This is a genomic window from Moorena sp. SIO4A1, assembly GCF_010672065.1.
Taxonomy (GTDB): Bacteria; Cyanobacteriota; Cyanobacteriia; order Cyanobacteriales; family Coleofasciculaceae; genus Moorena.
In genome coordinates this window covers 19878-37908 of the sequence record NZ_JAAHHX010000042.1, presented here as the reverse complement: position 1 = coordinate 37908, position 18031 = coordinate 19878, and the positions used below count along the sequence as shown (strand labels likewise).

Genomic DNA, 18031 nt, shown 5'->3' with positions numbered 1-18031 from the left:
CTCGCTATTGCATCAAGACAATCAAAGTCGGCAAGCTACCGAAGGTGGGGAAGTTGGGGAAGATTAGTTAGACTAGGCTAATCAGCATGATTGATCAGAAATGAATCAGATCCGCACTTGTTGTTGCCTGGGGGCTCAAAGCCATATATATCAATAAATCAAGCAAATCAATGTTAAACTCTATCTATATATACATTTAAGGCTCTTTTATCAGTATTTTTGTAAGTCTCCCTAGAAGCAATCCGGGTTGTGTTAACTCAAAAAGCTCAGGTGCGCTCTTACTTGGCGAATTTAATTCGCCACGGGTCGCACCTTTTGATAAATAAGAATAGCCACCTACCCCTATCGATCACTGTGGGTTGGAAATCATCCCAACAAGAAATCCTGAAACGCTTCAACCGAGCGTTTCCTAAGTTCTATGAACAGTTTGTCAGTAGTGAGATCCAACTGCACAACCTCAGACTGGCTTACCGACTCTATAAAAGCAAACATGCTGTAATTGAGATCAAACCAGAAGGCTCAAAAAGTGTCCTGCATTTTGCTTACCGCAATGAGTCTTTTCTGCTCAGTGACATTTTTGGGGTTCTGACTGCCTATGGACTGACTATCCACAGTCTCAGTCTTTATGGTCAAATTAGTGCCCCAATGCTGGTATTTATGAAACTGGTGGTGTCTCGTAACCGGAAAGCGCTGACCCACAAAACCTCAGAAAATGTCTGCCGTGCCCTGAGGGAGGCTTTGGCAGGGCGCTTTGAGGTGGAACAAATGCTGGCAGTGGAATTTAATCTCGATGCTGGCTTGAAGCAGGTAGAAACAGAATTTTATGTAGACCCAGTGTTTCATCTACCAGCGCTGTTAATTGAGGCAAATAACCAACCTGGATTATTTTACAAAGTTATGTACGCCATATGGCAAGAGGATTTACTGGTGGTCAATGCCAACTTGCTGGTGTGGCGGGGACGAACCCGGCTGATTCTTTACCTACTAGGCCCTAACGGAAACTTGATTCCCGATTATTTAGGTCAAAAAATTGCTGAAAGTATTCGGCGGCGATTACTAGGTCAAGTGTTTTAGTCATCAAGGGGTGACAAGCACAGGACTTATGCCGCAAACCCACTTTATTAACGTAATTACAACGATTTCAGCCTTTGATTTATAACCAGAAACCGGGCTTTAAGGCTCTTGGTGCCTAAGTCCATCACCCTGCCTACTTTATCAAGTAAGGACAAACAAGATGTGATTCAAATCACTGACTAATTTCCTATCCTGTTAATTCTTCGATAAGATCAAGGTATGGCAACCATTAACATCCTAGGAGTATCCCATACTTACGAATTAACACCTCCTACTCAATCATCCTGCCCTGTTCTAGTTTTCATCCACGGCTGGCTGTTAAGCCGTAGCTATTGGCAACCTCTAATTTATAGGTTGTCACAGCAGTATCAGTGTCTGATCTATGACCTGCGCGGATTCGGTGAATCCCAGTCCCAAATTCATAACACTCAAAGCTCAACATCGAACCCCGACTCGGAATCACCATTTCCTGAGACTACGGCTTCATCCACTGACCGCTATACCTTAGCGGCCTACGCTCAGGACTTGGGCATCCTGCTAGAAAAACTGGGAATCGAGCAGGCTTGGTTGGTTGGTCATTCCCTAGGGGGTAGCATTGCTATATGGGGTGCCTATTTGCTGCCTCAGAGGATTCAAGGGGTAATCTGTCTTAATGCTGGTGGTGGGATTTATCTTAAAGAAGAATTTGAGCGCTTTCGGCTGGCTGGTGAGCAGTTGGTAAAACGTCGTCCCCGTTGGTTGTGTTATGTCCCTTTACTGGACTTACTGTTTACCCGGGCCCAGGTAGCGCGTCCTATTGCCCGGAAATGGGGACGTCAACGGGTTATTGATTTTGTTACTGCTAACGCGGAAGCTGCACTGAGGACGTTACTAGATTCCACCACAGAAGCCGAGGTGCATCGCTTACCTCAGGTGGTTTTCCGACTCAAACAACCTGTTTATTTCATTGCTGGTACTCAGGATAAGGTAATGGAACCGAAATATGTGCGTCATCTTGCTAGTTTTCACAGTCTCTTTCAATCCTGTGGGGACAATGTGATTGAAATTGGTGAATGTGGACATATGGCGATGGTGGAGAAACCAGAGACTATTGATGATCAAATTCGTCAAATTTTGGCTAATTATAGTTAATTACAATTGGCAATTATCTGGCCATCTAACTAAAATTTTCTTAATTTATAACCTAGAGAATTATCCATTAATGATGGAATAATTGAGGGGAGTGGGTAATGGGTAATGGTTAACTGACCACTATACTTGATATCATGCCCGATGAACCACTCAAAAATAGTAGCTATATAGCATTTGTAAAGGGATTTGTAAAGGCATTTGTAAAGGCATTTGTACAGTATGGTGCGATCGCTCCCGTAGCCTGGTGTTGGCAGCGGGTAAACATTTCCTGACCGCTCTGGCATTAGTCTTGGTAGAGTTAGCGTCTTTTTTTGTGTTAAACCTGATCCATACAGAGCGCCCTGATTACTTTAAAAGTCGGATCAGAATCCGTAGATAATGTGGCAACAAGACCCCCGAAACAATCAAATTCTGTTTCTCTCCATTTTCCTAGTCTTGGGCATCAGCACTCGGGACTGGACACTAAGACCAGACTTGATTCTAGTTGTAATCGTCAGCTGCCTACTAACTCAGTGGTTAGCAGCATTTCTTTGGTCAAACCCCAAACACAGATCCGCAATCAAAAACTCTGGGGACCTCAGCCTCTCTTTCCTTGGCCTCCCTTTCCTTTGCCTCCCTTTGGGTTTTAATCCGAAACCCTTTTTCCAAACTACCCTTGAATGGTGCAAAATTCAAACCTTAGAAACAATTCTTAATCTGCTGAGAAAAAAACCAAATTGCCCCCAGGATAATGATGCTACTATCGCCAGTTCTCCCAAATCCCCTTCCCTAAAAAGTGCTATGATTACAGCTTTAAGCTTGAGTCTTCTGCTGCGAGCTGATAACTATAGCACTATTGTTTTAGCTGGCTCCCTAGGAATTTTGAGTAAATTTATTTTCCGAGTTGAGGGCAAGCATTTTTTTAATCCAGCCAATTTTGGAATTATTGCTGTTCTTATCCTAACCAATGATGCTTGGGTTTCTCCCGGACAGTGGGGGGATGATGGTTGGTATGGTCTATTATTTGCGGGCACTGGGAGTATGGTGTTAAAACGGGTAGGACGATGGGATACAACGGCAGCGTTTTTGGGTGCTTATGCCGTTTTAGAAGGGATTAGAAATCTCTGGCTTGGCTGGAGTTGGGATGTATTTTGCCATCGGTTGATGAGTGGGTCTTTCTTACTGTTTGCCCTATTTATGCTAACCGACCCTCGCTCAATCCCTAATGCACCGATTAGTCGATTGCTCTGGGCGGTGTGTATTGCCTTACTCACTTTTATATTGCGCAATCAATTCTTCATGCCTACTGCTATTTTCTGGGCGTTGTTTGCCCTATCCCCTTTGAGCGTACTTTTGGATTTTATCTGGTCATCTACGAGATTTTCCTGGGATGATAGTGACTTTGTTGAATGACATTAAGTAACTTTAGTTAAAGACAAAAAAATTAATAAAAATGAAAATTATTCGGGTTATAAGTACTATTTTTATAACGGTTTTCGTGAGTTTGTGCTTGGCACAAAAAGCCTGGGGTTTTTGTGGGTTTTATGTCGCCAAAGCTGATACTCAACTATATAACCAGTCCTCTCAAGTGGTAATTGCTCGGGATGGCGATCGCACTGTTTTAACCATGGCAAATGACTATCAAGGAGATGTTAAAGACTTTGCTATGGTTGTCCCAGTTCCTGTGGTGCTTCAGCGAGAACAGGTGAATGTAGGTGACCCTAAGATTATTGAACGCCTCGATCAGTTTAGTGCACCTCGACTAGTGGAATATTTTGACCCAGACCCCTGTGCCGATAACCGAAAGTATCCCGAAACTGCAGCACCACGGCTAGGTGGTCCAAGAAGTGGCACAAGGGCAAGGAATACTGATGATCGTGCTTTAGGTGTCACGGTAGAAGAGCGCTTCTCAGTTGGAGAATATAACATTCTTATCCTCAGTGCTAAGGACTCTAGAGGTTTAGAAACCTGGCTTAGACGCAACGGTTACAAAATTCCACGGGGAGCAAATCGGCTATTGCGACCCTACATCCGCCAGAATATGAAATTTTTCGTTGCCAAAGTCAATCTGGAGGAATTTGACAAAACTGCCTACCAACGGTTGCGACCCCTCCAGATGGCTTACGAGTCTCCCCGATTTATGCTGCCCATTCGCTTAGGGATGATGAATGCTACCGGTGAGCAAGACCTGATTGTCTATGTCTTATCACCCCGAGGTCAGACTGAAATTACAAACTACCGCACGGTGAAGATTCCTTCTAATACTGAAATTCCGGTATTTGTCAAAACAGAGTTTGGTGATTTTTACACTGCTATGTTCCAAACTGCTTACGAGAGTGAAGGGAAAAAAGTAGCTTTTGTTGAATATGCTTGGAATATGGCTAGTTGTGACCCATGTTCAGCTAACCCCCTCAATTGGGAAGAGCTCCGGAAATCAGGTGTCTTTTGGCTAAACTCGGGAAGAGCCAATAGAAGACCCAATAATAATGTTTATATCACTCGCCTCCATGTTCGCTATACCCGTGATACCTTCCCAGAAGATTTGATATTCCAGGAAACGTCCAATCGTGAATTGTTTCAGGGACGATATATCCTTCGTCATCCGTTTACTGGGGAGATGAGCTGTAAGGCAGGAGTTGACTATCAACAATCCTTAAATCGACGATTGCAACAGGAAGCTCAAACCTTAGCTAAGTTGACTGGATGGGATATTGATGAAATCCGCAATAAAATCGATTTTCCTGATGTTAAGCCTATTCCTTGGTGGAGACATCTTTGGTAAACTATAGAAATCGTTACTTGTTATAGCCTTTCCTAGTAAGCGTGAGGTACAGTAACAGCAATGAGCAAACCCTACCGGAAGTGATCATAGCGAGGGATTTTGTAGTCTCAACAGCTACAGATTTTTTTCTCAATTACTATAGATCTCGATCTCAACGGGAACATCTATAGGAATATTATCTTGCTTTTCCCTGGTACCGATGCCGAGCATCATTTTGAACCAAGCATGAGCCAACTTTTTGTAACCCTCTGGGGTTAGGTTAATATCATCCTCAAGCATGTGTTCAGGGGTGAATAGATTGCGGTTATCAACAAATCTAATGTTCTTGTTTTTATAACTTTCTACTGTCAGCAAATTTGCCAATAGATTATTGTATTTATCTGCTTTCTGATTCTTGATAGTACCATCTTTAAGTGCAGAGGGGTTAATCGGGGGAATTGAAGAGACAAACAAATATACCTGATCTGACCAGGCGAGAATTTTATCAATGAGTAAAATCATTTCATTGACCGTATCTTCAGGGCTTTCATTCTGAAAAAGGATGTCGTTTGTTCCAGCCATTAATAAGACAATCTCCGGTCTTGCTTGCTTCAGCCAATCTTCTATTTCGGAGTTTAAATCCGACCACGCATTGGATGCTCCAACACCAGCTATGGCAAATCCCCCATGCCCTTGATGGTCTTGATCAAACACATATGTGTTCTTTTGCCCTAAAACTATTTCGGGATTTTCTGAGGTAGCGCTACCGACAAAATTTACTTTATAGCCATTATCTTTAAACAAGGCCCACAGGTCATCTCGATATCCGGCTCGATCCAATGCTTTACCACGAGTGTTTGAGTCTCCTAAAGGCATAATCTTGAGAGACCATTGATCGATGGTGAGCGCCTCTGCAGTGGTATAAAACTCAAATAGACTGATGCAATAAGCAGCGATTAAGGTCAATTTTGGGTAAAATTTTTGCTTCATACTATAACGTTTCCTAGTAAGCGTGAGGTACAGTAACAGCAATGAACAAACCAATTACGAAGATCATTATTGCTTAGACAATAATTTCCAGACCTGTTGAGATTGCCAAGTTTATGGACACCTTCGTATATGTTTGACACCACTGGCAAGATTAGCACTCAGAAAGTTTTAGTGTACATTAGCGACCCCCATCACGGATGAATCAATTTATCTGTTCGCTTATATCCCTCGACTAAAGTACAGGGGATTTACCCATCACACTTGTAAAGCAATCTATATATTAACAAAGATATGTAACGCAATCATTATAAATTTGATGGTTACTTAACATTTATCAATGATAACCTAAAATTTATCTTAACTATTAGATTCCAGGGATAGTTATTGTGAGAGAATTAGTAGTTGGTATTAGGCTGTGGGGATACTCCTCCAGGGATTTCGGCGATTTGTTTTAGTTGTCTATGAGCAGGAGCTGTATGAATGTCTTCAAAGCAATTTACTAAATCCCACGAAAATAACGATGGCAAGATTTTTACTACTAACTTAGGGTTTACTGCACTCTGCTTCTTAATTGGTTTAGCTGGATTTGGCTATATTCTCGCCACATTGCCCGGAATCGCAGAATCCCCGACAGACCCCTCTAGAACCTGTATAGTCGATGGTTGGAAACTGGGATTAATTATCACCCACGTGCTGGTTTTTGCCATCATCCCTCTGGCGATGAGAATTTTTTACAACAGTTTAAAAAACTTAGGACTGCCATCGAGAAGTATTTTTGCGTCTCAACTGGGGCTAGCTTTTGTGATGGTGGCGATCGCTTCAGAAATTGGTTGGCATGTCACCCAATGCTGGTATTATCAAAACGATTTTACGATGCTGAATTTCATGTTTTACTTTTTCTTGATTTCAGCATTTGCGCTGTGGGCCGATGGTTTAGTGGAAAAGACTACTATAATAACCAATTTAATTAATATTGTGTTTGCGATTAGTCTGTTAGTTGTTTCAATTTTGTACCCTTTAGGTTATAAAGCCGGTAACGATAATTTTAAGATTCCTATTTATATTGCACTTACTATAGTTTTGGGTGTGTTGACCTATCGAGGCTATAAAATACTCCAAGATTGGAAAATTATTCTTTTACCAATTTTCTCAGTTGGAGTCAATTTAACGTTTGTGTTTCTTCTAGATAAGTTTGGAGGGAATCCCTATACTGATCCACAAGTGACTTTCAATGCTTTATTTCATATCCTTCACGATTTAGTAGGAACCGAAGCTGGATTAGTCATCTTTACCTGGCTTGTCTATAGTAAAGGCATTGCTCAAAAAAACTCCAAAGCTACGTTAGCGACAGAAAAAAATTAGTAAATACTAATTTTGATATATAATAGTTTTAAATTGGCCAGGGTAATCCTAATCAAAAACAATAGTGACAGTGGCGGGGTGCGGAATGTGGGTGATTAATTTATTTTCAATAATCAGCTAGTAAGCGTTCCCGTAGTGTCGGATATTCCGCATCGCCCTCTAACAAATGGGTATCTCTCGGAGATCCCCTTAGCGGTGTACTTTCAAGTATTCGATCCATAGTCTTAGTCATTTGTCAAAAAAAATTTAGATGGCTTTGCCCTGGGGCTAAAGCCCTGCGTCTCCTTGGCACTAGGGACAAGCAAAGGCTCATACCAGTCTTCTAGGATCTGGTGTGAGCCTTTGTTCACGTTGAGCTGCGAGTGTTTGAATTTTCTGTTTCCTCGTTTGAGACAAGTGTCAAGGAATCTAAACATCACTATCTGGGCATGTTGAGAGTTTCTTGCCCAATCAAATTCTGAATATGCTACAAAGATGGTTACTTAAGCTAGGTCAACCTTAATCGAGAGGATAGTTTTACACCGGTGGGAAATTTCAGTCAGCTGTTAGAACCAATTGCTAACCAATTTAGGATTTTAGGTATTCCTGAGCCAGTGGTGCATTGGGGACACCCATTGATGATGGGAATTGTGGTATTGATTATGGGTAGCTTTGTGGGAATAGCAGGATGGCGTGGCCGAGTAGTATCTGATCCTGAAATAGCACTACAGAGTCGCAGTGATCATCGAAAAATAGCACCCTGGATGTTCATTTTTATCGCAGGTGGCTACACGGGTGGGGTGTTGTCTCTAGTAATGCAGTATCAACCAATTCTAGAAAGCCCACACTTTTGGACAGGATCTATCGTACTGATTTTGCTGGCTGCTAATGGGGTGATTGCCTTGACTGGCTTTGGCGGGAACAAAGCATTGATGCGTAGCGTTCATGCTTACTTAGGAAGTACGCCACTTTGCCTGCTATTGCTTCATGTTGTTTTGGGCTTAAGGCTAGGTTTATCGATCTAATGAAGCCTGCCAGTGGTACAGTAATAAGTCTTGCTTATATTCTCGGCTTACTTTCTACAGGGATTCTCAACTTACCGACTGGTGAGATTCCCTGGCAAGAGTACAGAGCTTTGGTAACAGGATTGGTTGTCACAGGGATAGTGGCTGCGATCGCATTCCCCAGGTTCTGGCGCACAGGACCAAAACCAAGATTATGGGTAGCAGCAGGACTAATCTCGGCCTTGGCGGTGGTCTATTTTCAATTGCGGGTACCACAACCAGAACTGAATGACATTAGCGAATATGTCCCCTCAACCAATAGCATTGCTCCAGAGCAACTGTTTAAGGTTGAAGGCAAAGTGGAGAGTATGCCTCGCCTGACCCGAAATCAGCGTACACAATTTTGGTTACAAGCTACTCAGTTAACTGAAATTGAAAGTCGCGAAGATGGGGGAGCGATAAGTCAAGGAGTGACAGGCAAGTTGTATGTAACTGTGCCATTACTTCAAGGAACTGGTTTATACCCAGGTCAGATAATTAGCGTAACTGGGGTTTTATATAAACCCAAGCCAGTGACTAATCCCGGAGCCTTTGATTTTGGAGCCTATCTTGCTCGTCAAGGGGCTTTTGCTGGTTTGAGTGGGCGTCAAATAAACTTTGATGAGGAAACTATTGGCAAACCCTGGGGATGGTGGAGACTGCGACAACGTATTATCCGTTCCCAAGTTCGCTTTTTAGGCTCTCCCACAGGTCCGTTAGTCAGTTCAATGGTTTTAGGACGTCGTGCTGTTGATTTGCCCTACGATATCCGCGATCAATTTATTCAGGCTGGGTTAGCCTATACCTTAGCAGCATCTGGATTCCATGTATCTTTGCTGTTGGGTTTTGTCTTAGCCGTTACCAGGGGTTTAAGCAAAGGAAAGCAGTTCAGTATTAGCTTGAGTGTACTGTTAATTTACGTGGCATTAACTGGACTACAGCCATCGGTAATGCGGGCGGCTCTGATGGGGGTAGGTGCCCTAATTGCTTTAGTGACGGCACGGAAAGTGAAGCCTTTAGGGTCACTCTTGTTAGCAGCAACACTGTTACTCCTATTTAATCCTTTGTGGATCTGGGATTTGGGATTTCAGCTGAGCTTTCTGGCCACCCTAGGATTACTAATCACTGCACCAGAGATTATCCAACGTTTGGATTGGTTGCCACCTGCGATCGCATCCCTAGTTGCTGTGCCAATTGCAGCAGCAGTTTGGACTCTACCCCTGCAACTGTATGTTTTTCAAGTTGTTGCCAGCTACTCTATACCAGTTAGTGTTATTGCTACACCCCTAATTTCTATAATCACTTTGGGTGGAATTGTCAGCGCCTTGGCAGGACTAATTTGGCCAACAGCAGGAAGTGGACTGGCTTGGTTACTGTATTACCCAACCCATGGACTGATGGGACTAGTGCAATTTTTCAATCAGTTGCCAGGAAGTTCTGTAGCGGTGGGCAAAATTTCCCTAGGGCAACTGTTATTCCTCTACGGGCTAATTGCTCTAGCTTGCTTGATTAAATGGTTACATCCTCGTTGGTGGCTGATTAGTCTAGTTGCTGTCACTGTGGTGGTGTTGCCCCAATGGCAACAAGCGTCAAAATTGTTTCAAGTTACAGTGCTAGCTACAGGAAATGACCAAATTTTAGTGATTCAAGACCAGGGACAAGTAACGTTGGTCAATAGTGGCAACCCTGATACAGTAAGGTTTACAGTGCTGCCTTTTCTGCAAAAGCAAGGTATCAATCATATTAATTGGGCGGTTGCTCTAGACAAGCAGCCCCAACTCAGAAGTGGTTGGGTTCAGGTTTTAGGTAGTTTACCGATCGAGACCTTCTACGATAATACTGATTTACAACGACCATTGTCTCAGGCTCAAAATTGGAACGATATTGTCACCCGTAACTCTATCGCTAGTGCAGTAGCCTCTAGGGAGGCGAACTACCAACCAATTCCAGTGGGTGAAATACTCTCTTTTGGCTCTACATCAATAGAATTAGTCAACACTGAACCACCAGTGTTGCTGATGCGCATCATTGACCAAAATTGGTTACTCCTAGGAGATCTCAAACCAGGCGTCCAAAAACAGTTAGCCAAAACCATCAGTTTCCCTGACCTACAAGTACTTTGGTGGTCGGGAAAAAGTCTGAGGCCAGAATTCCTCGATGCCCTGCAGCCAAAAATTGCGATCGCATCATCGAATGTAGTGGATTCCTACACGGCGAAGCTAATGCGCAATGCTAAGATGACCCTCTATTGGACAGGCCGTGATGGTGCTATCCAGTGGACACCGGATGGTGGTTTTAAGACTACTGTTGAAGATATTGAGATAGACATTGATGTTCCTTGATGGTGATTCCATCATTGACCACCCAGCAACAGGCGAGTTTTAAAAGGAAGGCTTGACAAATTCCAGGGTTTTGTGTTCAAATTTCAGATGAAGTCTGGGGTGCGGCTTGATTAGATCATGGAGGGGTGTCCGAGTGGTTTAAGGTGGCAGACTCGAAATCTGTTATGGTGTCAAAGCCATCGGGGGTTCGAATCCCCCCCTCTCCGTACAGGGATTTAACTGAATTTTTGGTCAATCTTACTCAGGGATGTGCTAGATACTGGTAGTAGGTAAGATCAGGTAACTGTCATCCCGTTAAATCCCATAGAAGAACTTGGGAAGATCGAAGAAGTTGGGAATATAGGCTTAGAATTAAATTATATTCATATATTGATTCATCTTTATCAGCTCGGGATTTAAGCGAAGTGACTTCTGCTGATTATTCTCCAAAATCAACATCAACCGTTGAACTCTCTCCAAGTTATACACTGCCTATAGTGTTGATTGTTGCTGCAGTGACAATAGTGCTCATACAACCCTGGGTAAGTTTAGCGATCGCATTGTTTGGGTTGTTCTTGTTGTTTCAGGCCGTAACCATACGCCTGCAATTTACTGAAACCGCCTTGGATATTTATCGCTCCGAGACCCTGATCCGGCGTTTTCCTTATCAGGAATGGCAAAATTGGGAAATCTTCTGGACATCAGTACCGATTTTGTTTTATTTCTCAGAAGTCAAAAGCATTCACTTTATACCAATTCTCTTTGACCCAAAGCTGCTACGAACTTGCCTAGAAGAACACTTCCCTAAAATCTAACTGACCGAAAACCATGAGGGCGCAAGCACCTAAATTCCATTTATGGGGTTAGCCCGAACAGGAATTTATTCCCTAACTGTTTGGGAACTGTTGCGTTATAATATCGACTATGATAGTAAGTAAAGTAATGTAAATAACCTAAGGAGGTGATTTTAATTGTTGGTTATGGAGTTCAAGGCTGTCCTAAAAGAGCCTCAAAAATTAGCAATAAATGAAGCGATCAGGACAGCTCGTTTTGTCCGAAACAAAGTGCTTCGATACTGGATGGACAATCGAGGTATCGGCAAGAAAGAACTCTATCGCTATAACACTCAGTTAAGAGATGAATTTCACTTTGTAAAAGAACTCAATAGTCATGCCTGTCAAGCTTCTGTAGAAAACGTAGAACGGGCAATTAAACGCTTTTATGACAACTGTAAGAAGAAGGTGCCAGGCAAAAAAGGTTATCCCAGATTCAAGAAGCATTGTCGCTCCGTTGAATATAAGCAATCCGGTTGGAAATTATCCCCTGATCAGAAGTCGATTGTATTTAGGGATAAAAAAGGGATAGGTAAGGTTAGACTCAAGGGTACCTGGGACTTGTGGCGATTCGACAATAAGCAAATTAAGCGGGTTCGGATCGTCCAAAGGGCTGATGGGTATTATGTTCAGTTTTGCCTTAAAGTAGACAACCACGATCAACTAGAAGCAACAGGAAATACTATTGGTTTAGATGTCGGGCTAAAAGACTTTTATACTGATTCCGAAGGGTTAGCTGAACCCAATCCTAGATTTTACAGAACGGGTGAAAAACTCTTAAAGTTCTATCAACGTCGAGTATCCCGAAAAAATAAAGGCTCTGCCAACCGCAAAAAAGCCATTAATAAACTAGGTAGAACACACCTTAGAATAAGTAGGCAGCGTGAGGAACATGCAAAGAGACTTGCACGTTGCGTAGTCCAGTCTAACGACTTGGTGGCCTATGAAGATCTAAAAGTTAAAAACTTAGTAAAGAACCACTGTCTTTCCAAGTCTATTAATGATGCAGGTTGGTATCAATTCAGAAAATGGCTAGAGTATTTTGGCAATAAATTTGGCAGGATAACTGTCGCAGTAAATCCTGCCTATACTAGCCAAAACTGTTCTGATTGTGGCGAAGTGGTTCAAAAGTCGCTCTCAACTAGAACTCACGTCTGTAAGTGTGGTTGTCAGTTGGATCGAGACCACAATGCTGCAATCAATATCCTCAAAACAGCCTTGGGTACGGTGGGGCACACCGAAACCTTATTAAACGCTTATGGAGATTTGGCCTCTACTTTTCTTGGTTCCGACCTGGTTGAGCAAGTTGAATCTGTGAAGTAAGAATCCCCCGGTTTACAACCGTGGGGAGTGTCAATTACCTCAAAGTATAGAGTAGAGGTTAGGTAGTTAGTGAATAAGTTATTAAGAAATCAGTTTAAATGAATTCCGAAGACCCACAAAACCCAGAACAAGAGCAAGATAAAAACCAAGCAGTTAAGGGATTATATAATTCACAGGAGTCAAATTTGCCAAATCAGGATAGGGCTACTCCTAGGGATAACTCTCAAGCTCCCGACCTTCCTCCCATTTCTCTGACCCTATCAGACCATGACAAAGCTAAAGCCACACAGTCAAGTGATCCGCTGCAGGAGGAGAAAGTAAGTCAAATTCAACTAGGGCAGTCTTCAGATCAAGCAAAAAAAATGGCTAGCTTAGCTCAAACTGTGGCTGAACTTGAGCAAAAAGAACAGGAGTTGAGACAGAGAATTGCCCATCTGCAAAACCATGAACAGTCACTGGTTTCAAAGGAATTGGGAACCACCCAAGCAGTTGTGGAGCGGATGATACTTGAAGGTCTGACCGAACTGGAGCAACGCAAGCAAAAGTTGCAAATTTCTATTGAGCAATTAGAACGCCGCCGGGAACGCATTCGTGAAGAAATGCGCACCAGTTTTGCGGGTGTATCTCAAGAGCTAGCCATTCGGGTTCAAGGCTTTAAAGATTATTTGGTTGGCTCCTTACAAGACCTAGCTGCTGCTGCTGAACAACTGGAACTCTCCCAGCCGCCAACCGAAACACCACGGCCAGCATTAGAAGAACCCCCACCACCCCCCACCAGAGGCAACCCACAATTTGCCGAACAAGCCTTTAAAGACGAAGTCCGACAGATTCGTCAGCTGTTGGATCAATATCGCAAAATGCCAGATTATTATGGTCCTCCCTGGCAACTGCGTCGTACCTTTGAGCCAATTCACGCTGAAAAAGTGTCTCAGTGGTTTTTTTCCCAAGGTGGTCGTGGTGCGCTGCAAACTATGGGGAGCCGCTTACAAAATGTTTTGATTGCCTCAGCGGTTATATCCGTGTTGCGGACACTATACGACAATCGCCTACGTACTCTTGTCCTTGCCAACACCCCAGAACGACTGGGAGAATGGCGCAGAGGATTACAGGACTGCCTAGGAATATCCCGTAGTGATTTTGGTCCAGAACGGGGAGTTGTTTTATTTGAAGATCCAATAGCCCTGGTTCAAAAAGCGGAACGACTGATCAAGCGGGATCAGTTAGCCTTAATCATTGTTGACGAAACCGAAGATAAAATCAGTCTCTCATTATTGCAATTTCCCCTATGGTTGGCTTTTGCACCTGATCCTCGGCAGATGTATACCTATGACGATTATCCTTAAGAGCAAGAATACTCCCGTTATACCGGTAGGGTTAGCGGGAGACGGGGCGTATAAAGTGCGGACGCAGGTTCCGCACACAGCCCCTCATGAATTGCTAGGTGCGCTGCACCTCCCCTTGACATCTTACACGGAACGCTTTAAAATGTAAGCATGACTGAAAAAGCTTACCGTTACCGTTTTTACCCAACCCCTGAACAGGAGACTCTGTTAAGGAGAACTCTAGGCTGCGTAAGACTTGTATACAACAAAGCCTTGGACGCTAGAACAAAAGGATGGTACGAGCACCAAAAACGAGTCAGCTATAAAGAAACTTCCTCAATGTTGACAGGATGGAAGAAAGAGGATGATTTGTTCTTTTTAAATGAAGTTAGCTCTGTTCCACTTCAACAGGGATTAAGACATCTTCAAACTGCTTTTACGAACTTCTTTGCAGGTCGCATTAAATATCCAAACTTCAAGAAAAAGCGGAATGGTGGTAGTGCGGAATTCACAAAATCCGCATTTAAATGGAAAAATGGTCAGATATATCTAGCTAAATGTCAAGAACCTTTGCCTATTCGCTGGAGTCGTCAGCTACCTGCAAACTGCAATCCAAGTACCGTTACAGTTAGTTTAGATCCGTCCAATCGTTGGCATGTCTCGATCAGGTTCAATGACCCTAGAGACTTGAGTTTACCTACCACGGATAAACGAGTTGGTTTTGATCTAGGAATTACTAGCCTAATTACAACCAGTGACGGAGATAAGATTGCTAACCCAAAGCATTTTAAAAAGCTCAAGAAAAAACTGGCTAAATACCAAAAAGCTTTGTCGCGGAAACAGAAAGGATCTAACAATCGCTACAAAGCCAGATTGAAGGTAGCCAGGATACACGCAAAAATCAAGGACGCTAGAAGGGATTTTACCCACAAGCTAACTACTAAACTGGTCAAAGAAAACCAATTGATTGCGTTTGAGGACTTAGCTGTGAAAAATCTGGTCAAAAACCACAAATTAGCGCTGGTGATTAGTGATGCTAACTGGGCAGAAATAATCCGTCAAATCAAATACAAGTCAGAGTGGTACAACCGTGAAGCTGTATCAATTGACAGATGGTTTCCCAGTAGCAAGTTATGTTCTGTGTGCTTGAATCGCGTCGAATCTTTACCGTTAAATGTTCGAGAGTGGGATTGTCCATCTTGCAATACTCACCACGATCGCGATATCAACGCATCAATTAATATTTTGGCGGCAGGGCTTGCCGTGTCAGTCTGTGGAGCGACCGTAAGACCCGAGGAGAGTAAGTCTCGGAAGGCTGGTGCGAAAAACTCCAAAAAAAGGGAGAAGGAAGCAGAAACCTAAGTCGTGAGTCTTAGGAATCCCCCGCTATAATCGCCGGATTTAGCGGCGGGAGGATGTCAATGCCGGATCTTGTGAAAATTTTCAACATGACACCAATGGTACTTAACTTAACTTGGAGTGGGCTACTAGTAATCTCAGCCTATTTATTAGGTTCCCTGCCTACTGGTTACCTAGCAGGACGCTGGCTTAAAGATATTGATATTCGTGAGCATGGCTCTGGCTCCACCGGTGCCACCAATATATTGAGAACTGTGGGCAAAGGACCAGCAGTGGTGGTATTACTGATTGATGCCTTGAAAGGAGTAGCTGCTATTAGTCTAGTCAATGGCTTTTATACCCTGACACAAGTTTCCCTACTGCCTGAAACGTGGCAACCCTGGTTAGTGGCATTAGCTGCGTTTGCTGCTATCTTTGGTCATAGTAAATCCATTTGGCTAAACTTCACCGGAGGTAAATCCGTTGCGACCAGTATAGGTGTTATCTTCACCATGTCTTGGCCTGTAGGGTTAGGAACCGTAGGTGTATTTGCAGTAGTCTTGGCCATTTCTCGTATTGTCTCTCTCAGTTCCATTGCTGGTGCGATCGCTGTTTCCCTACTGATGTACCTTACCAAAGCTCCTCTTGCCTATGAGCTATTTGGTATTGCTGCTGGCATATATGTCATCATCCGTCACCGCAGTAACATCCAGCGTCTACTTACAGGTACCGAACCCCAAATCGGGAAACCCCTTTCTCCAGCAGTATCCTTAGAGACTGGAACAGACTAAGACTATAAAACACAAGTCCCTGGTTATGGATTGCTTGGGTACAAATCTAATAAAGGAGCGGACTTAGGCAGCGGTGCAACACCGCACTTTTTGCGACGCGGTGCGACCCCGGTCGGGTGTCCCGACAAGCGTGAACGCGCACCAAGAGAACGAAGGGTGAAAGCACAGCAAGAGATATCGTTGTATGCTAGGGGTTGAATTGAGACAAAAATTCTGGTAGTAAATTCCAGCAATTCTCATTTTTAAACATTAGATTTTAAAAGCGATTAACCCAAAGTAGTAGCGCTAATGGCAATCGTTGACTTTGGTGATAAAGCATAGATGAGGGAAAACTTGACAAATGATGGACTGTATTAAACTGAGCAATATTCGCTGCTACGGTTACACTGGCTACCTACCGGAAGAACAGACCCTAGGACAGTGGTTTGAAGTAGACCTGACCCTGTGGCTAGATCTAAGCCCTGCGGGAGAAAGTGATGACCTTAGGGATACCATGGATTATCGGCAAACTATTGATACTGTCAAGCATTTGGTTAAAACCTCAAAATGTGCCCTGATCGAAAAATTGGCAGTTCAAATTGCTAATGCGATTCTAGAATTCGATAAGGTGGAGCAAGTTCAGGTGCAGTTAAGCAAACCTGGTGCCCCGATTCCAGATTTTGGAGGTAATATCACCCTGGAAGTGACTAGAACCCGTCACAATAGGTAGGAGGAATAATTCAACATCGTGGGTTTTTAGGGGGATCATGACTTTTCGCATACTCAGCTTAGATGGCGGTGGTATTCGGGGCGTTATCGCAGCAGTAATCTTGGCAGAATTGGAGAAAGAGATTAACCAGCCCCTCAACAAGTATTTTGATTTAATTGCAGGTACCTCCACTGGTTCAATCTTGGCTGCCGGGATTGCCACTGGCATCCCCAGTCGGGAGATGATTAGACTTTATGAACAGAAAGGGGAAAGGATTTTCCGCTACACCAGCCGTTTTTCACTAAAGCGGCTTAAGGTGATCCTTCAGTATGGTCTTTCTGCTCCTAAACACTCCAATCAGGGGTTAATTGAGGTGATGAAAGAACAGTTTGGGACGACCAAACTGTCGGATATCTACGATTCACCTCGGCTGTTGATCACAGCCTACGACACCATTAGTCGCATGCCGATTGTCTTTAAAAGCTGGCGTGAAGACAAAGATTATTTTGATGTTCCCTTATGGGAAGCCTGTGTCTGTTCCGCATCTGCCCCCACCTATTTTCCAGCCCATCAGCTCAAGACTCAAAGCAAGACTTACTCGGCAATTGATGGTGGGGTTGGGGCGAATAATCCCTCAAGCTGTGCATTAGCTGAAGCGATCCGGTTAAATCATTCCCTTGAGGAAATTTCTATAATCTCGATTGGCACAGGAGAATCCAACCGCTCCATTCCTTGGGAAAAAGCTAAAGGCTGGGGATTGGGACAATGGGGATGGCAAGGACGATTGATTGAAGTGCTATTTGATGCTCCTTCTGACATTCACCGGTATATTACCAAAGAGTTGATGGGTAGCTTAGAATCCGAAGATGCAACAGTTTCTCGTTACCTGCGTCTACAACCGGAAATCACTAATGACACAATGGATGATGCGACTCGGAGCAATATTGCCAAGTTAAAGCGTGTTGCTAAGAATTACGCCTGGCAAAACCAAGGTTTGTTCCAGAACTTCCTGAAAATCCATTGAGGAACCTTTAAAATCTTGTTGGTCGGTTTACTACTGATAATTCAAGGAACTTGGTTACTTGTTAGTGGTTAA

General features: G+C 43.4%; 16 protein-coding genes, 1 tRNA gene and 1 pseudogene. 17 read left to right on the top strand and 1 reads right to left on the bottom strand.

Annotation, left to right across the window (positions count from 1 at the left end; translation table 11 throughout):
- Positions 1 to 348: 348 nt before the first annotated feature.
- The 5 genes from F6K53_RS24055 to F6K53_RS24035 all read left to right on the top strand — a co-directional run bounded on the left by F6K53_RS24055 (position 349) and on the right by F6K53_RS24035 (position 4966).
- On the top strand, positions 349 to 1074 hold the full coding sequence (locus F6K53_RS24055; protein WP_293018507.1) for a hypothetical protein: 726 nt from the start codon (positions 349 to 351) through the stop codon (positions 1072 to 1074).
- Between the two features lie 219 nt (positions 1075 to 1293).
- Positions 1294 to 2205: an alpha/beta hydrolase gene (locus tag F6K53_RS24050; RefSeq protein WP_293018379.1), complete on the top strand. Its 912-nt coding sequence runs from the start codon at positions 1294 to 1296 to the stop codon at positions 2203 to 2205.
- Between the two features lie 134 nt (positions 2206 to 2339).
- Positions 2340 to 2477 (top strand): hypothetical protein, encoded by a 138-nt coding sequence (locus F6K53_RS24045; RefSeq protein WP_293018377.1) that lies wholly within the window; start codon positions 2340 to 2342, stop codon positions 2475 to 2477.
- A gap of 106 nt (positions 2478 to 2583) precedes the next feature.
- Complete coding sequence (locus F6K53_RS24040) at positions 2584 to 3597, top strand: RnfABCDGE type electron transport complex subunit D (protein WP_293066907.1); 1014 nt, start codon at positions 2584 to 2586, stop codon at positions 3595 to 3597.
- A gap of 40 nt (positions 3598 to 3637) precedes the next feature.
- Positions 3638 to 4966, top strand: coding sequence for a DUF2330 domain-containing protein (locus tag F6K53_RS24035; RefSeq protein ID WP_293066904.1), 1329 nt, complete (start codon positions 3638 to 3640; stop codon positions 4964 to 4966).
- A gap of 129 nt (positions 4967 to 5095) precedes the next feature.
- On the opposite strand, the gene F6K53_RS24030 is transcribed toward F6K53_RS24035, so the two are convergent.
- The gene (locus F6K53_RS24030) at positions 5096 to 5935 is read right to left on the bottom strand and encodes an SGNH/GDSL hydrolase family protein (RefSeq protein ID WP_293066901.1); all 840 of its coding nucleotides are present in this window, start codon (positions 5933 to 5935) and stop codon (positions 5096 to 5098) included.
- A gap of 72 nt (positions 5936 to 6007) precedes the next feature.
- On the opposite strand from F6K53_RS24030, the pseudogene F6K53_RS24025 reads away from it, so the two are divergent.
- The 12 genes and pseudogenes from F6K53_RS24025 to F6K53_RS23970 form a co-directional block, all read left to right on the top strand.
- Positions 6008 to 6136 (top strand): annotated as a pseudogene (locus tag F6K53_RS24025) (IS200/IS605 family transposase); the annotation flags it as partial.
- A gap of 279 nt (positions 6137 to 6415) precedes the next feature.
- A complete protein-coding gene (locus tag F6K53_RS24020) occupies positions 6416 to 7297 on the top strand; it encodes a hypothetical protein (RefSeq protein WP_293066898.1) in 882 nt (293 codons plus the stop codon).
- A gap of 524 nt (positions 7298 to 7821) precedes the next feature.
- On the top strand, positions 7822 to 8301 hold the full coding sequence (locus F6K53_RS24015) for a DUF4079 domain-containing protein (RefSeq protein ID WP_293066895.1): 480 nt from the start codon (positions 7822 to 7824) through the stop codon (positions 8299 to 8301).
- Entirely contained in the window at positions 8301 to 10661 is a 2361-nt protein-coding gene (locus tag F6K53_RS24010; RefSeq protein WP_293066892.1) for a ComEC/Rec2 family competence protein, read from the top strand. The genes F6K53_RS24015 and F6K53_RS24010 overlap by 1 nt, the downstream gene beginning before the upstream one ends.
- Before the next feature lie 119 nt (positions 10662 to 10780).
- A tRNA-Ser gene (locus F6K53_RS24005) sits at positions 10781 to 10867 on the top strand.
- Positions 10868 to 11065: 198 nt separating this feature from the next.
- Positions 11066 to 11455 (top strand): DUF3119 family protein, encoded by a 390-nt coding sequence (locus F6K53_RS24000; protein ID WP_293018368.1) that lies wholly within the window; start codon positions 11066 to 11068, stop codon positions 11453 to 11455.
- Positions 11456 to 11611: 156 nt separating this feature from the next.
- The gene (locus F6K53_RS23995) at positions 11612 to 12796 is read left to right on the top strand and encodes a transposase (RefSeq protein WP_293066888.1); all 1185 of its coding nucleotides are present in this window, start codon (positions 11612 to 11614) and stop codon (positions 12794 to 12796) included.
- Positions 12797 to 12894: 98 nt separating this feature from the next.
- Positions 12895 to 14139, top strand: coding sequence for a DUF3086 domain-containing protein (locus tag F6K53_RS23990; protein ID WP_293018366.1), 1245 nt, complete (start codon positions 12895 to 12897; stop codon positions 14137 to 14139).
- A 150-nt stretch (positions 14140 to 14289) separates the two neighbouring features.
- Entirely contained in the window at positions 14290 to 15480 is a 1191-nt protein-coding gene (locus F6K53_RS23985; RefSeq protein WP_293018365.1) for an RNA-guided endonuclease TnpB family protein, read from the top strand.
- 86 nt (positions 15481 to 15566) lie between these two features.
- Complete coding sequence (gene plsY, locus F6K53_RS23980) at positions 15567 to 16247, top strand: glycerol-3-phosphate 1-O-acyltransferase PlsY (protein WP_366511364.1); 681 nt, start codon at positions 15567 to 15569, stop codon at positions 16245 to 16247.
- A 343-nt stretch (positions 16248 to 16590) separates the two neighbouring features.
- Entirely contained in the window at positions 16591 to 16956 is a 366-nt protein-coding gene (gene folB, locus F6K53_RS23975) for a dihydroneopterin aldolase (protein WP_293044580.1), read from the top strand.
- 37 nt (positions 16957 to 16993) lie between these two features.
- Positions 16994 to 17959 (top strand): CBASS cGAMP-activated phospholipase, encoded by a 966-nt coding sequence (locus tag F6K53_RS23970; RefSeq protein ID WP_293071167.1) that lies wholly within the window; start codon positions 16994 to 16996, stop codon positions 17957 to 17959.
- Positions 17960 to 18031 lie beyond the last annotated feature (72 nt).

Coding starts and splice junctions, on each gene's coding strand:
- F6K53_RS24050 (WP_293018379.1), top strand. CDS start 1,294: ATGGCAACCATTAACATCCTAGGAGTATCCCATACTTACGAATTAACA.
- F6K53_RS24045 (WP_293018377.1), top strand. CDS start 2,340: ATGCCCGATGAACCACTCAAAAATAGTAGCTATATAGCATTTGTAAAG.
- F6K53_RS24040 (WP_293066907.1), top strand. CDS start 2,584: ATGTGGCAACAAGACCCCCGAAACAATCAAATTCTGTTTCTCTCCATT.
- F6K53_RS24035 (WP_293066904.1), top strand. CDS start 3,638: ATGAAAATTATTCGGGTTATAAGTACTATTTTTATAACGGTTTTCGTG.
- F6K53_RS24030 (WP_293066901.1), bottom strand. CDS start 5,935: ATGAAGCAAAAATTTTACCCAAAATTGACCTTAATCGCTGCTTATTGC.
- F6K53_RS24020 (WP_293066898.1), top strand. CDS start 6,416: ATGTCTTCAAAGCAATTTACTAAATCCCACGAAAATAACGATGGCAAG.
- F6K53_RS24010 (WP_293066892.1), top strand. CDS start 8,301: ATGAAGCCTGCCAGTGGTACAGTAATAAGTCTTGCTTATATTCTCGGC.
- F6K53_RS23990 (WP_293018366.1), top strand. CDS start 12,895: ATGAATTCCGAAGACCCACAAAACCCAGAACAAGAGCAAGATAAAAAC.
- F6K53_RS23985 (WP_293018365.1), top strand. CDS start 14,290: ATGACTGAAAAAGCTTACCGTTACCGTTTTTACCCAACCCCTGAACAG.
- plsY (WP_366511364.1), top strand. CDS start 15,567: ATGACACCAATGGTACTTAACTTAACTTGGAGTGGGCTACTAGTAATC.
- folB (WP_293044580.1), top strand. CDS start 16,591: ATGGACTGTATTAAACTGAGCAATATTCGCTGCTACGGTTACACTGGC.
- F6K53_RS23970 (WP_293071167.1), top strand. CDS start 16,994: ATGACTTTTCGCATACTCAGCTTAGATGGCGGTGGTATTCGGGGCGTT.